Origin of the sequence: Streptomyces sp. NPDC021093 (assembly GCF_044333135.1) — a bacterium.
Lineage (GTDB): Bacteria > Actinomycetota > Actinomycetes > Streptomycetales > Streptomycetaceae > Streptomyces.
In genome coordinates, this window is the sequence record NZ_JBIRQJ010000018.1 from 79,326 (window position 1) to 94,631 (window position 15,306).

The window sequence follows — 15,306 nt, forward strand, 5'->3', positions numbered from 1 at the left end:
ACTTTTCTACGCGTCTGCGGAAACCTTCTCCGGCGCGCCCTTCGCCAGCTGCGAGTGACGAATGCCGTACCCGAAGTAGAACACGAGACCGACGGCCATCCAGATTCCGAAATACACCCAGGTCGCGGTTCCGAGCCCGAACATGTTGTAGACGCAGAAGCCGAAGCCCAGGATCGGGAAGACCGGGCCGAGCGGCACGCGGAAGGTGCGGTTCATGTCCGGGCGGTTCACCCGCAGGATGATCACCGCGATGTTGACCAGGCCGAACGCGAAGAGTGTGCCGATGCTGGTGGCGTCCACGAGGTTGCCGAGCGGGATCGCCGCGGCCAGGATGCCGCAGAAGAGGGACACGATGATCGTGTTGACGCGCGGCGTGCCGGTCTTCGGGCTGACCTTGGCGAAGACCTTCGGGACCAGGCCGTCGCGGGACATCGCGAAGAGCACGCGGGTCTGGCCGTACAGCACGGTCAGGACGACGCTCGCGATGGCGATGACCGCGCCGGCGGCGAGGAGGGTGCCCCAGAAGGCCTGGCCCGTGACGTCCTTCATGATCCCGGCGAGTGCGGCCTCCGAGCCCTCGAAGCCCTTCCAGTTGCGCGCGCCGACGGCGACGGCCGCGACCAGGACGTACAGCGCGGTGACGATGATCAGCGAGAGCATGATCGCGCGCGGCAGGTCGCGCTGCGGGTTCTTCGCCTCCTCGCCGGCCGTGGAGGCGGCGTCGAAGCCGATGTAGGAGAAGAAGAGCGAGGCGCCGGCGGCGCTGACGCCCGCCATGCCCAACGGCATGAAGTCGGCGTAGTTGCCGGACTTGAACCCGAGGAAGCCGATCACGCAGAAGAGCAGCAGCGCGCCGATCTTGATCGCGACCATGATCGTGTTGGCGCGGGCCGACTCCTTGGCCCCGCCGAGCAGGAAGACCATCGCGAGGAGCACGACGATCAGCGCGGGGAGGTTGAAGACGCCGCCGTCGCCGGGCGGTGCGGACAGGGCGTCGGGGATGGTGACGCCAATCGTCCCGTCGAGGAATTCGTTGAGGTACTCGCCCCAGCCGACGGCCACCGCCGCCACCGAGACGCCGTACTCCAGGACCAGGCACCAGCCGCAGATCCAGGCAATGAATTCACCCATCGTTGCGTACGCATACGAGTAGGAGGACCCGGAAACCGGGATGCTGCCCGCGAGTTCGGCGTACGAGAGCGCCGAGAAGAGCGCCGTGAGACCGGCGATCACGAACGAGATCGTGACGGCGGGACCGGCCTTGGGGACGGCCGTGCCGAGCACCACGAAGATGCCGGTGCCGAGCGTGGCACCGATGCTGATCATCGTCAGCTGCCACATGGAGAGCGTGCGCCGAAGCGTGCCACCCTCACCCTGCCCACTCTCACTGACCAGCCGCTCGACCGGCTTGCGCCGCCACAGCGGGGAACCGTTCGAGGCTCCTGGGGACGGCGGGGGGACGGCGGGTGACGCTGCGCCTTGGTCCAACACGGGGGTGGCTCCTTCTGCTGCCTCATCGGGCGGCGGACGACCGCGACGATCCCTGCGAAAGGCACGGCGAAGCAGCCGAAAGCCCGGGAGACCGCCGAGCAGGCGATCCCCGCCACTCCACGTACAGCGGTGAAGCCTATGAGGCAGAAGTTCCCACACGTAATGCAGCAACCTTGCGCATCGGCGGACGATCATTGCGCGCAACGGCCCCTGACGGCCGATCGTTGCGCCCCAGTTTTCGATTTCCCTTTTGTCCGGTACGTAGAGGCGGCCGTGCGGAGATCCCGCTCATGTCCCGTGCCGGGAGTGGGCAGGGTGTCGGGGACCAACTGCACAACTGCTGCACAACCGAGTCCGCCGCACCACCGAGAGGGAGGCACCGATGACCTGGCTGGACCCGGGGCTCTTTCTGCGCGGAGTGGCCTGGCGCGACACGGACGGGCTCCCCGTGCGGGCGGACCCGGGCGACCTGGACCGGCTGCCGTGGGACGTCACGGAGCGCGCGGAGGTGCCGGTCGGCGTGCGGCTGGAGTTCGTCTCGTTCGGGGCGGGCGCCGTGGAGCTGCACTACCGCGCCGTGGCGGGCACCGTCCCGCACGCGTTCGGCCTCTGGGAGGGCGGCCGCCGGCTGGCCGAGGTGCTCGCGGAACCGGCCGCCGAATCCGTGGTGCGGATCGAACTCCCGCCGCTCCAGGGCCCGTTCACGGTCTACCCGCCGGAGACGCAGTCGCCGCGCTTCCTGGGCATACGCACCGTGGGCGGGCGCATCGAGCCCGCCGGGCCGCGCCCGCGCTGGCTGGTGCACGGCGATTCGATCACCGAGGGCTGGTGGTCGACCCGTCCCGCGCACGCCTGGCCCGCCACGGCCGGCCGGCTGCTCGGCCTGGACACCGTGAACCTCGGATACGCGGGTGCCGCGCGCGGCGAACTGGCCACCGCACTGCAGCTCGCCACCCTCCCCGCGGACGCCGTCACCCTCGCCTTCGGCACCAACTGCTGGGGCCGGACCCCGTTCACCGCTCCCCTGCTGCGCGAGACGGTGCGCGCCTTCCTCGCGCTCGTACGGCAGGGACATCCGCACACCCCGCTGCTCGTGCTCTCCCCGGTGCTGCGTCCCGAGGCCGAGCACGCTCCGAACGCCCTGGGGGCGACGCTGGCCGGACTGCGCGAGGCCCTGGAGGACGTCGTACGGGAGGAGATGTCGGCCGGGGACGCCCGGCTCGCACTGCTGCCGGGGCACGGCCTGCTCGGCCCCGAGCACCTCGCGGACGGACTGCACCCCAACGACGCGGGGCACGCCGCGCTCGCGGACGCGGTGGCGACGGCCCTGGACAAACTGCTCCGGCACCCACCCGCGTAACCGGCGGAGGCATCCCGGGACTCGGGTGCAGGATGAGTGGCGCAACTCGGGGTATGCGAGCGGTTGATGACTGAGGAGCCGCCCGTGGTTGTCCTGGATTCACCGCAGGGAGCGCAAGGCGACAGCGCGACCGCGCGGGAGACCGCTGCGGCGTTTCTGGCCCAGCACTGCCCCTGGGCCGACTTCGACGCGGTGCTGCTGGTGGTCGGTGAGCTCGTCGCCAACGCCGTACGGCACACCTCGGGGTGGTGGCGGCTGCGGCTGCGCGCCGGGCAGGGGCGGCTGGTGGTCGAGCTGGACGACTCCAGCCCGGACCCGCCGGTGCCCCGGAAGCCCGACTTCTCCGGCGGCGGGGGCTTCGGCTGGCACATGGTGCAGCGGCTGGCGGGCCAGGTGGAGGTGCGCCCGCTGCCGGACGGGAAACGGGTCCGTGCGACGTGGCTGCGCCAGGCGGAGGGCACCTGGTGACGCCGAACCTTGCGTCGGGGTGCGTACGGCGGTGCGCCCGCGTACGCACGAAGGGCCCGGCCTTCCTGATGAGGTCGGCCGGGCCTTCGTACGTACGTCGGCCGGACCCGCTCACTCCTGGGTGAGGATCCCCCTCATTCGGGTGAGGAGCCTCCTCATTCCTGGGTGAGGAGCCCCTCCCGCAGCCTCTTCGTGATGCGGGTCAGCAGCCGGGACACCTGCATCTGGGACACGCCCAGTTCGTCCCCGATCTGCGACTGCGTCATCTCCGCGCCGTACCGCATGCTCAGGATCTTCTTGTCGCGCTCGTCGAGTTCGTCGATGAGCGGCTTCAGCGCCTGGACGTTCTCCACGATCTCCAGATCGGAGTCGGTGTCGCCGAGGCGGTCGGCGAGGGTCTGCGCACCGGGGTCCGCACCGTCGTCGAGGGGGATGTCGATGGAGCCGGCGGTGTAGCCGTTGGAAGCGACCAGACCCTCGACGATCTCGTCCTCCGCCCTGTCCAGGTAGCAGGCGAGCTCGGCGGTGGTGGGCGCGCGGTCGAACTGCTGGAACAGCACGTCGGACGCCTTCGCGAGGTCTATCCGCAGCTCCTGCAGGCGGCGCGGCACATGCACCGACCAGCTGGTGTCGCGGAAGAACCGCTTGATCTCGCCGACGATGCACGGCATGGCGAAGGTCGCGAACTCGACCTCGCGGCTCAGCTCGAACCGGTCGATGGCCTTGATCAGACCGATCGTGCCGACCTGGACGATGTCCTCCATCTGGTCGGACCGGTTGCGGAAGCGGGTGGCCGCGTACTTCACGAGCGCCAGGTTGAGCTCGATCAGGGTGTTGCGGGCGTACTGGTACGGGTGCGTGCCCTCCTCAAGGACGGCGAGCCGCGCGAAGAAGAGCCTCGACAGCTCACGGGCGTCCTTCGGGGCTACCTCCGCCGGACTCTCCACGTACGGAAGTTCCAGGTCCGCGGGTGCGGTCCCGGTCACTCCGTGCGTGGTTCCGGTCGGGACTGCGGTCGCCATGGACACGGTGTCCTCCCCTTCATCGGTGTATCAGCGCAAGGGCGCGTGTACCCGGAGGCCTGCCTGCCATTCGTGCTCACGCACTGCGATTTCTTCAACACCACCTTCACATCCGCGATTTATACCCTTCTCACCTCGTCATCAACTCACCGCAAACCGCCCACGGTGCCCTTCGACGCCAGCCTCCCACCGGAGAAGCACAACCGATAGGCGTCGTCCGACATCAGCCGCGTGCTGTAGTAGACGCAGTCCTCGCCCGGGGGTTCGGCCGGTGATCCTTCGGGTGCTTCGTCCCGGGTGAACGCGGGCAGTACCTCCTCCACCGCGCCGCGCTCCCCGCCCACCACCAGGCGGTCGTACTCCTGCCGGTCCAGTACCGAGAAGCCGGAGCTGATCAGGGCGACGGGGACCATGACCAGCAGGATCCCGGCCAGTACGGCGAGCGGTGCCAGCACGGTCTGCCGGAGTCTCCCCCGCACCCGCTCCCTGGCCCGCGCCAACTCCCGTGCGGACACCGTGGGATACGGATCGGCGGCAGGCCGGGGCGCGGCTCCTGCGGTGGCGGGGAGCCGGGCGACGACCTCGAACCCCCCGTCGGGCGCGTGTCCCGCGCGCAGGGTGCCGCCCGCGAGCCGCACCCGCTCGTCGAGGCCGATCAGCCCGGTGGAGCCTGACGCCACTCCCGGGGCCGAAACGCCTTGGGCCGCGGGGCCGTTGACGACGGTGACGGCCAGGACGTCGCCGTCCCGGACGACCGCGACCCGGATGCGCGCTCCGGGGGCGTGCTTGGCCGCGTTCGTCAGGGACTCCTGGACGACGCGGTGCACGGCGTGCTCCGCCAGGGGCGGCAGCCCGTCCTGCTCCCCCCGCTCCTCCTCCAGTACGACGTCGATGCCGGAGGCCCGCGCCCGCTCGACGAGGGCCTCCGGGGTGGCGGGCGCCCCTTCCGCCGCCTGGCCCTCGTCGTCGGTGCGCAGTACGCCGATGATCTCCCGCAGCCGTCCGGTCGCCGCGGCGGCGGCCTCCCGCAGTTCACCGACGGCGGCCTGCTGCCTGGCGTCCAGGGTGCGGTCGACCTGAAGTGCCGCCGCCTGCACGGCGAGCAGCGTCAGGTCGTGCCCCAGGGAGTCGTGCATGTCGCTCGCCATCCGGGCCCGTTCGCGCATCCGGGTGCGGTCGGCGACGGCCCGCTGCTCGCGCTCCATCCGGTCGGCGAGCCGCCACCCACTGCTGACCAGGTCCGCGTACTGCCCGCGCCAGCGGCCGAGCAGCCACGGCAGTCCCACGCACAGCAGCAGCATGATCAGTTGCGCGGGCCAGGCCCACAGGTCACGCACCAGCACGCACACCGGCAGTCCGGCCAGGGCCACCGCCCCGAAGAACCGCACCGCGGGCCGCACTTGCGGGGCCCGGACCCCGGCGAGGTAGGCCATGACCACCAGCGCGGGCAGGAACGGCAGCGTGAACAGTTCGACGTCCCGTACGAGATTCAGCGCCAGCGGCACGAGGAGCACCGCCAGCGGCCACCGCCGCCCTGCCCCGACGGCCAGGGCCAGCAGCGGAACCCCGACGGCCGCCGCCGGCACGGCCGGCACGTGCCGGCTCGCCTCCTCCAGGACGGGCGGCGCGCTGAGCACCAGCCAGAGCCCGAGGTCGTACAGCCACCGGCCGAGTCGCTTGCTCTTCATGACACCAGCTTGGCCGATCCTCCGGCCGGACGCCGCTGACGAAAGTCATGAGTGCGGCCGTGAACCACCCGCCCGGCAGGCGCACTTGGCGACTGGCACCACCCCAACTCCTACTCCTACTCCTACTCCTCCGGCACGAGCCCCGCCTCGTACGCGAGGATCGCCGCCTGCACCCGGTTCTTGAAGTCGAGCCGGGCCAGGATCTGGCTGACGTACGCCTTCACCGTCCCCTCGACGACGTGCAGCCGCCGGGCGATGTCCGCGTTGGAGAGGCCCGCCCCGACCAGGGCGAGCACGTCGCGCTCCCGGCCGGTGAGTTCCTCCACCCGGGCACGGGCGCTGGCCCGCTTGCCCAACTGCCCCGTCCCCAGGTGGGTGATGACGCGCCGCGCGACGCTCGGCGAGAGGTAAGCACCGCCCTCGGCGACCGCCTGGACCCCGGCGATCAGTTCGCGCGGGTCCCCCGACTTGAGGACGAACCCGGCCGCCCCCGAGCCGAGCGCGCTCGCGATGTACTCGTCCTCGGAGAACGTCGTCAGCATCATGACCGCCGTCTCCGGCAGCATCCGCCGCAGCTCTTCCGCCGCCCGCAGTCCGTCGAGCCGCGGCATCCGGATGTCGAGCAGACACACGTCGGGCCGGTGCTTCAGCGCGAGCTCGACGGCCTCGTGCCCGTCGCCGCCCTCGGCGACGATCTCGATGTCGTCCGCCGAGGAGAGGATGGCCCGCACCCCGGCCCTGATCATCGCCTCGTCGTCCGCCAGCAGTACCCGGATCATGCAACTCCCCCTCGCCCCGACCCAACTCCCGCCGCAGGCTAACGCAAAGGGCCGGCCTGTCCCCCCGAGGGGGGACAGGCCGGCCCTTCAGGGGCGCGGGGAACTGCGCGACCAGCCACGAAGCACCCGCAGGCAACCAACGCACCCGCGGAAGCCGCCCGCGCCCCGCACCGCCCAGCCCTTAACTCCAGCTGGCGTGCAGCGGCTTCCCCTCCGCGTACCCAGCCGCGCTCTGCACACCGACGATCGCCTTCTCCGCGAACTCCTCAAGAGAAGCCGCACCCGCGTACGTGCACGACGACCGCACACCCGCGACGATCGAGTCGATCAGGTCCTCGACGCCCGGACGCGAAGGGTCGAGGAACATCCGCGAGGTGGAGATGCCCTCCTCGAAGATCGCCTTGCGGGCCCGGTCGTACGCGGACTCCTCGCTCGTCCGGTTCTTGACCGCGCGCGCGGAGGCCATGCCGAAGGACTCCTTGTACCAGCGGCCGTCCGCCGACTGCTGGAGGTCGCCGGGGCTCTCGTACGTACCGGCGAACCACGACCCGATCATGACGTTGGACGCACCGGCGGCGAGCGCCATCGCCACGTCGCGCGGGTGGCGGACACCGCCGTCGGCCCAGACGTGCTTGCCGTGCTTCTTGGCCTCGGCCGCGCACTCCATCACGGCGGAGAACTGCGGCCGGCCGACGCCGGTCATCATGCGGGTGGTGCACATGGCACCGGGGCCCACGCCGACCTTGATGATGTCGGCACCGGCCTCGATCAGGTCCCGTACACCCTCCGCCGCGACGATGTTGCCCGCCACGATCGGCACCTGCGGGTCGAGCGCGCGCACGGCCTTGACCGCGGCGATCATCGACTCCTGGTGGCCGTGCGCGGTGTCGACGACGAGCGTGTCGACGCCCGCGTCGAGGAGCTGCTTGGCCTTGCCCGCGACGTCGCCGTTGATGCCGACGGCGGCGGCGATGCGCAGCTTGCCGTTGGCGTCGGTGGCCGGGGTGTAGAGGGTCGCGCGCAGGGCGCCCTTGCGGGTCAGGATGCCGGCGAGGCGGCCGTCCTTGTCCACGGCGGGGGCGTAGCGGCGGTTGGCGCCGTCGAGCTTGTTGAACGCCTCGCGCGGGTCGATGTCCGCGTCCAGCAGTACGAGGTCCTTGGACATGACCTCGGAGAGCTGGGTGAAGCGGTCGACCCCTGCCAGGTCCTGGTCGGTGACGACACCGACCGGACGCTGGTCCGCGTCGACGACGACGCCCGCGTTGTGCGCCCGCTTGGGCAGCAGGGAGAGGGCGTCGGCGACGGTCTGGGTGGGGGCCAGCACGATCGGCGTGTCGAGGACGAGGTGCCGGGTCTTCACCCAGGACACGACCTCGGTGACGACCTCGATCGGGATGTCCTGCGGGATGACGACGAGGCCGCCGCGGCGGGCCAGCGTCTCGGCCATGCGGCGGCCCGCGATGGCGGTCATGTTGGCGACGACCAGCGGGATCGTGGTGCCGGTGCCGTCGGGGGCGGAGAGGTCCACACCCTGGCGGGAACCGACCGCGGAGCGGCTCGGCACCATGAAGACGTCGTCGTACGTGAGGTCGTACGGCGGCTTGAGATCGTTGAGGAAACGCACGCGCGGAACATCCAGTCGTTCGGTGTTGGCCCCGGGGCATTTCAGCCCGGGGGAAAACGCACGTACTTGATTCTCCCACGACTGTCCGGATTTGTGACCTGGGGGGATCCTCCAGGCCGGGTGCACGGGCCCTGGGCGATGCTCCAAAGGGGGCTGGAGCGGGCTGCGGGACGGGTTCACGGGGGTGCGGACGTGCCCCCCCGTACAGCGGATGCGCCCCCGTAAAGCGGATGCCCCCGTAATGCCGCCGGGGTGGCATCGGCCGACCGGGCGGGTACGGGGCCCCGGGCACCGGAGGGCGACGGCGGCCGTCCGGTGCCCGGGGCCCCGTGGCGGCGAGGCGTGGCGAGGCCGCCCCGCGCCCTGCGGCGAGGGCCGCGCCCGTGACGGACTCGGTGTCGGGCAACGGCTGGGTTCTCGCGGCTGGCGGAGGACCCGAGGACCGCCCGTCCGCGCCGACCGGGACCCCCTCCCTGCTGATCCATGGAGCCGACCCGGGCAGGCACCGCCCGCGCCCTGCCACCCACGCCCGGCCGCCGACCACGGCGACGGGGCCCGCGGTCGGCACGGCCCGTGGCCGGAAACGGGTGCGCCCCGCCCCGCCGGGGAGGCGGGACGGGGCGCGGGGTGCCACGGAGTGCGGGACCCGGTGGTTACTTCATGTAGCCGACCTTGGCCCACTCGACCGAGGCGAGGCCCGGCGAGCCGTAGTTGGCGAGCTTCTTCGGGGTGGCGATGATCGCCGGGGTCTGGAAGATCTCCAGCGAGTGACCGGCGTCCCAGAACAGCTTGTCGGCCTCGTTCTGGAGCTTGCGGGCCTCCTCCGGCGTCTTCGCCGCCAGCGCCTCGCGGAACTTGGCCTCGCCACCCGGGGTGACGACCTTGCCGTAGTTCTGGAAGATCTGGCCGCCCTTCGGGTCGCGGTAGATGCCGAAGCCGTCCGAGGTGAGGGCCTTCCGGCTGGTGAAACGGAAGCCGGTGATGTCGAAGGCACCCTTGTTGACGTACTTGTTGAAGTAGTCGTTCTGGGAGACTTCGTTGATCTTCATGTCGATGCCGACCTTCTTCAGCATCGACTGGGTGGCGGCGTCGCGCGCCTTCACCGTAGCGCTGGCACCGGCGCCCGTGACGTAGTTGAGCTCCAGCTTCTTGCCGTCCTTGGTGCGGATCTGGCCCTCGCCACCGGACTTCCAGCCGGCCTCGTCCAGGAGCTTTCCGGCGGCGGCAACGTCACCCTTGCCGTACTTGCCGGAGTTGTCCTGGTAACCCACCTGGTTCGGCATGTAGAAGTGGCTGCCCAGGGTCTTGAACTCGACCGGCAGGCCCTTGCCCGCGATGTCGGCCATGACCTTGTTGTCGACCGCCATCTGCACGGCCTGACGCACCTTGACGTCCGAGACGACGCCCTCGGAACCGAAGGTCATGTGGGTCTCGTCCCAAGGGGAACCGATGCGGAAGTCGGTGTCCTTGGCGCCCTTGAGTCGCTTGTAGTAGTCGGCGGTGGACGCCGTCGTGATGTCGAGCTCCTTGTTCAGGAAGGCATCGATCTGCGCGTCGGGCTGGAGAACCCGGATCACGATCTTGTCCAGCTTGGGCTTCTCGCCCCACCAGTTGGCGTCCGGCACCATGGTGATCGTCTGGGCGGTCTTGTCCATCTTGCCGAGCTTGTACGGGCCCGCCGTGACCGGGATCTTCTCGACCCAGCCCTTGTTGAACTTCTCCGGCGTGTCGATGTACTTGGCCGGCACCAGGTCCCAGAACATCAGCTGGTACTGGGAGCTGAACTTCTTCATGGTGACGACGACCTCTTGGTCGTTCGCACCGGCCTTCACCGACTCGATGTCCTCGTAGCCGGTGGACTCACTGATCAGGAACTTGTCGTTGCCCTGCCCCTGCGCCTTCCACATCGCCTCGAAGTCGCGGTAGCTGAACGGCGTGCCGTCCGACCACTTGGCCTTCGGGTTGAGCTTGTACGTGATGACCTGCTTGCCGCCCTTGTCCACCGAACTGACGGACTCGACGTAGTCCTTGTCCGGGGTGATGACGCCCTTGGCATCCTGCTGCCAGACGCTCGGCATCATCGGGTCGGCTATCGTGTTGCGGTCTCCCTGCGAGCCTTCCACGTGGCTCGGGTTGAACTGCGTGATCCACTCGCGGACCGGGATCTTCAGCTCGCCGCCCTGCTTCAGCGCGGAAGCGGGCTGCGGATTGACCTCGGAGGCGTGCTCCGCGACGGCCTTCTTCTTCGGCTCGCTCTCGGACTTGTCCGAGCCACAGGCCGTCAGCAGCAGCGACGCGGTCACGCTCGCCACGACGAAGGCGGCCGTTCTGGTGGAAGTACGCATGTGGGGACTCCTGGTTGCTAAATCTCACAGACTGAGACGCGTCGGCCGTCTTCGCCCGACGGATCCCGATCGCTGTTGATCCGCGACATTAGGGTCCTCATCTCGCCAAATAAAACGTTGCGCGGCGAATCTTTGCCTGATCGAGATCTTGCAGAAGTCCTTTAATCGGACATCGCGACCCAGAATGTGGACACCGCAATCGGTGTCGGACCCCGGTTGCCGCACTCCGTGGCCGCACCACGGAAGCATCATCCCCCTCAGGTCAGTTGGAGGTTCCGTGCTCGGCTTTCTGACGAAGCGGCTCGGCTATTACGTCGTCCTGCTCGTGGTCGCTGTCGGGCTGTCGTACGCACTCGCCTCGACATCCCTCACCCCCCGGTCGTACTTCGAGAACCGGAACCCGCGCCCGGCGGCCACCGTGGTCGACAGCCAGCTCACCCAGCTCGGGATCAACGACAAGACCCCACTGCCCGAGCGATTCGGTGACTGGGCGTCAAACGTCGCACAGGGGGACCTCGGCAAGACCATCAAGGACACCTCTGTCAATGATGAGTTCACCGGCCGCATCGGCGTCTCGCTCCGCCTGCTGCTGATCGGCACCATCCTCGGCACGGTGCTCGGCATCCTGTTCGGAGCCTGGGGGGCGATACGCCAGTACAAATTCTCCGACCGGGCCATGATGATCTTCTCGTTCCTCATCATGTCGATGCCCATGCTGCTGGTGGCCGCGTTCGTCAAGCAGGGCGCGATGTGGCTCAACAACACCCTGGGCACCGACATCAAGTTCATCGGCGAGGGCAGCGCTTCGATCAGCGACGGGGTGTTCCCCTTCCTCCAGGAGCGAGCGATCCACCTGCTGCTGCCCACCTTGGCGATCGTGTTCGTGACCATCGCGTCGTACAGCCGCTACCAGCGCAGCACCATGCTCGACGTGCTCGGCTCGGACTACCTGCGCACAGCACGCGCCAAGGGGCTCTCCCGCAACAAGGCACTGATGAAGCACGGTCTGCGGACCGCGATGATTCCGATGTCCACGTTCTTCGCCTACGGATTCCTCGGCCTGTTCACGGGCGCCACCTTCACCGAGAAGATCTTCGGTTGGCACGGCATGGGTGAATGGCTCATCGACTCCATCACCAGCAACGACGTCAACTCCGTTGTCGCGTACAGCTTGTTTGCCGCCGTCATGGTCCTGCTCGCCGGCTTCGTCGCCGACATCCTTCATGCCGCGCTCGACCCGCGGGTCCGCAATGGCTGACGGCCGCACCGTGCGTGCACGGACTGCCGACCGAGCCCAGACGAAGACCGTCCCGCAGGGAGCAGCACACCGATGACCACCGAAACCGCAACCGTCGCCGAGATCGCCACCGCGGCGTCGCCATCCGCACCGCCCAGCCGCAGCAAGGTCGTCTGGGGCCGCTTCATCTCCAACAAGGGCTCACTCGCGGGCGCCGTCGCCGTGGTGCTGCTGTTCCTGCTGGCCTTCGTCGGCCCGGTGTTCAGCTCGTACCAGTACACCGACGTCGACTACACCGCCCTGCAGGAACCGCCGTCCGGCGCCCACTGGTTCGGCACGGACCAGATCGGCCGGGACATGTTCACGCTGACCCTGCGCGGTCTGCAGAAGTCGCTGCTGATCGGTCTGCTGGTCGCGATGTTCTCCACGGTGCTCGCCTCGATCGTCGGCGCCTGCGCCGGCTACTTCGGCGGCTGGGTGGACCGGGTCGCGATGTTCGTGGTCGACCTGATGCTCGTCTTCCCCGCGTTCCTGATCATTTCGATCATGTCCCCGATGTTCAAGGAGAGCGGCTGGATCGCCTTCGTCGGTCTGCTGGCGGTCTTCGGCTGGATGATCACTGCCCGCGTGGTGCGCTCCATGACGCTCTCGCTGAAGGACCAGGAGTTCGTCCGGGCCGCCCGCTTCATGGGCGTCCACCCTTTCCGGATCATCCTGCGACACATCCTCCCGAACATGGCCTCCTTCCTGATCATCGACGCGACCATCGCGGTCGGCGGCGCGATCATGGCCGAGACGGGCCTCTCCTACTTCGGCTTCGGCGTGCAGTCCCCCGACGTGTCGCTGGGCACCCTGATCTCCCTCGGTGAACCCTCGGCCCTCACCCAGCCGTGGATGTTCTACTTCGCCGCCGGCTTGCTGGTCCTCTTCGTCCTCGCCGTCAACCTCATGGGCGACGGTCTGCGCGACGCCCTCGATCCCACCTCCGACCGCGTCTCGCGCAAGCAGCGCCGCGCGATCGCCCGCGAGGCCAAGGCCGTCCGCGAGAAGGCAGCCGCCGCCCTCGCCGCGAACACCTCCCCCACTTCCACCCACGAGACCCCCGGGAGCCGTGCGTGACCACCACCGCCAGCCCCTCCACCGCAGCAGCCTCCCTCAAGAAGGGCGAGCCGCTGCTCCAGGTCCGCGACCTGAATGTCAGCTTCCAGGGGCCGCACGGCATCGTCCCCGCCGTCCGCGGCGTCGACCTCGACCTGCACCGGGGCGAAGTCCTCGGCATCGTCGGCGAGTCGGGGTCCGGCAAGTCCGTGACCTCGCTGGCCTCGATGGGCCTGCTGCCGGACACCGCGATCATCACCGGTTCCGTCAAGCTCGACGGGCAGCAGCTGCTCGGCGCGTCCGACCGCGAGATGAGCCGGATCCGCGGCAACAAGGTCGCCATGGTCTTCCAGGACCCGCTGTCCGCCTTCACCCCCGTGTACCGCATCGGCGAGCAGATAGTCGAAGCCCTGCGCACGCACGGCGACCTGAGCAAGGAGAAGGCGGCGGCCCGCGCCGTCGAGCTGCTCGACCTGGTCGGGATACCCAACCCGAAGGCCCGTGCCCAGTCCTTCCCGCACGAGTTCTCCGGCGGCATGCGCCAGCGCGCGATGATCGCCATGGCGATCGCCAACGACCCGGCCGTGATCCTCGCCGACGAGCCGACCACCGCGCTCGACGTGACGATCCAGGCCCAGGTCCTGGAGGTCCTCAAGACCGCGCAGCGCGAGACCGGCGCCGCCCTCGTCCTGGTCAGCCACGACCTCGGTGTCATCGCCGGTACGGCCGACCGCATCGCCGTGATGTACGCCGGCCGCGTCGTCGAGACCGGCGCCGTCGACGACGTCTTCGAACGCCCCCGGATGCCGTACACCCTCGGCCTGATCGGCGCCGTCCCGCGCGTCGACGAGCCCAGCGAGGACGGTACGAAGGCGCAGGCCAAGCCCCTCGTGCCGATCCCCGGCTCGCCGAGCCCGCTGCAGGAGCTCACGGGCGGCTGCGCGTTCGCCAACCGCTGCCCGATGGTGCAGGACGACTGCCGTACGCAGGACCCGGCCCTGTCCGGCGACGACCACCTCGTCGCCTGCCACCGCACCGACGAGATCGTGGCGAAGAACCTCGGCCCCGCCGACATCTACCCGCTGCCCGAGATCCCCCCGCTCGCCGAGGCCGCCGTACCGCGCGAGCAGCGCGACAGCGTCCTGCGGGTGACCGAACTGGTGAAGACCTTCCCCCAGTTCAAGGGCACCGCCTTCAAGCGCCGGGTCGGCAGCGTGTACGCGGTGGACGGCGTCGACCTCGACATCCGGCAGGGCGAGACGCTCGGTCTGGTCGGCGAGTCCGGTTCCGGCAAGTCCACGACGCTCTTCGAGATCCTGAACATGTCCAAGCCGGAGTCGGGTTCGATCGAACTCCTCGGCCAGGACACCGGCTCGCTCGGCCGCGCCGAGCTGCACAAGCTGCGCTCCGCGATGCAGATCGTCTTCCAGGACCCGATGGCGAGCCTCGACCCGCGCATGCCGATCGCCGACGTCATCGCGGAGCCCATGCGGGCGCTGAAGATGGAGAAGGAGAAGATCGCCGAGGTCGTCCCGGACCTGCTCGCCAAGGTGGGGCTCAACCCGGAGTACGCGCAGCGCTTCCCGCACCAGTTCTCCGGCGGCCAGCGCCAGCGCATCGGCATCGCCCGCGCGCTGTCGGTCTCGCCCCAGCTCCTGGTCCTGGACGAGCCGGTGTCCGCGCTCGACGTGTCCATCCAGGCCGGTGTGCTCAACCTGCTCCAGCAGCTCAAGGCGGAGCTGGGCCTCTCCTACCTCTTCGTCTCGCACGACCTGTCGGTGATCCGCCACATCGCGGACCGCGTCAGCGTCATGTACCTGGGCCGCACCGTCGAGTCGGGCGACGTCGACACCGTCTTCGACAACCCCCAACACCCTTACACCAAGGCCCTGTTGTCGGCCGTACCGGTGCCCGACCCGAAGCGGGAGCGCGCACGGCAGCGGATCCTGCTGCCCGGCGACCCGCCCAGCCCGACCGACAAGCAGACGGGCTGCCGCTTCCGCGGCCGCTGCCCGGTGTTCCTGGCGCTCGGCGCCAAGGAGCAGGAGCGCTGCACCACCGAGACCCCGGCGATGACCTCGCACGCCGCCGACCACCGCGCGGCCTGCCACTTCCCGGAGGCCAAGCCGGCGGCGGAGACCGTGGTGGGCTAGACGGCCGCTGAACTCAGCCACGAGGAAGGGGCGCCCGGCAT

At 69.5% G+C, this 15,306-nt stretch carries 11 protein-coding genes; 5 read left to right on the top strand and 6 right to left on the bottom strand.

Annotation, left to right across the window (positions count from 1 at the left end):
* Positions 1-6 precede the first annotated feature (6 nt).
* The gene (locus tag ACH4SP_RS39945; RefSeq protein ID WP_398422968.1) at positions 7-1,491 is read right to left on the bottom strand and encodes an amino acid permease; all 1,485 of its coding nucleotides are present in this window, start codon (positions 1,489-1,491) and stop codon (positions 7-9) included.
* 382 nt (positions 1,492-1,873) lie between these two features.
* Between ACH4SP_RS39945 and ACH4SP_RS39950 the strand changes: the two genes are divergently transcribed.
* On the top strand, positions 1,874-2,851 hold the full coding sequence (locus ACH4SP_RS39950) for a GDSL-type esterase/lipase family protein (RefSeq protein ID WP_398422970.1): 978 nt from the start codon (positions 1,874-1,876) through the stop codon (positions 2,849-2,851).
* Between the two features lie 84 nt (positions 2,852-2,935).
* Complete coding sequence (locus ACH4SP_RS39955) at positions 2,936-3,319, top strand: ATP-binding protein (protein ID WP_398422972.1); 384 nt, start codon at positions 2,936-2,938, stop codon at positions 3,317-3,319.
* Positions 3,320-3,474: 155 nt separating this feature from the next.
* On the opposite strand, the gene ACH4SP_RS39960 is transcribed toward ACH4SP_RS39955, so the two are convergent.
* The 5 genes from ACH4SP_RS39960 to ACH4SP_RS39980 all read right to left on the bottom strand — a co-directional run bounded on the left by ACH4SP_RS39960 (position 3,475) and on the right by ACH4SP_RS39980 (position 10,777).
* Positions 3,475-4,347, bottom strand: a complete 873-nt coding sequence (locus tag ACH4SP_RS39960; protein WP_398422974.1) for a SigB/SigF/SigG family RNA polymerase sigma factor — start codon at positions 4,345-4,347, stop codon at positions 3,475-3,477.
* A 140-nt stretch (positions 4,348-4,487) separates the two neighbouring features.
* On the bottom strand, positions 4,488-6,029 hold the full coding sequence (locus tag ACH4SP_RS39965) for a sensor histidine kinase (protein WP_398422976.1): 1,542 nt from the start codon (positions 6,027-6,029) through the stop codon (positions 4,488-4,490).
* Positions 6,030-6,151: 122 nt separating this feature from the next.
* A complete protein-coding gene (locus ACH4SP_RS39970; protein WP_398422978.1) occupies positions 6,152-6,808 on the bottom strand; it encodes a response regulator in 657 nt (218 codons plus the stop codon).
* Between the two features lie 181 nt (positions 6,809-6,989).
* Positions 6,990-8,432: a GuaB1 family IMP dehydrogenase-related protein gene (locus tag ACH4SP_RS39975; protein ID WP_398422980.1), complete on the bottom strand. Its 1,443-nt coding sequence runs from the start codon at positions 8,430-8,432 to the stop codon at positions 6,990-6,992.
* Between the two features lie 653 nt (positions 8,433-9,085).
* Entirely contained in the window at positions 9,086-10,777 is a 1,692-nt protein-coding gene (locus ACH4SP_RS39980) for an ABC transporter family substrate-binding protein (protein WP_398422982.1), read from the bottom strand.
* Positions 10,778-11,054: 277 nt separating this feature from the next.
* Here ACH4SP_RS39980 and ACH4SP_RS39985 point away from each other — a divergent pair, with 277 nt between their 5' ends.
* From ACH4SP_RS39985 to ACH4SP_RS39995, 3 genes are all read left to right on the top strand, one after another.
* Positions 11,055-12,035: an ABC transporter permease gene (locus tag ACH4SP_RS39985; protein WP_398422984.1), complete on the top strand. Its 981-nt coding sequence runs from the start codon at positions 11,055-11,057 to the stop codon at positions 12,033-12,035.
* Between the two features lie 72 nt (positions 12,036-12,107).
* Entirely contained in the window at positions 12,108-13,133 is a 1,026-nt protein-coding gene (locus ACH4SP_RS39990) for an ABC transporter permease (RefSeq protein WP_398422986.1), read from the top strand.
* A complete protein-coding gene (locus ACH4SP_RS39995; RefSeq protein ID WP_398422988.1) occupies positions 13,130-15,265 on the top strand; it encodes a dipeptide ABC transporter ATP-binding protein in 2,136 nt (711 codons plus the stop codon). The genes ACH4SP_RS39990 and ACH4SP_RS39995 overlap by 4 nt, the downstream gene beginning before the upstream one ends.
* The last annotated feature ends 41 nt before the right edge of the window (positions 15,266-15,306 follow it).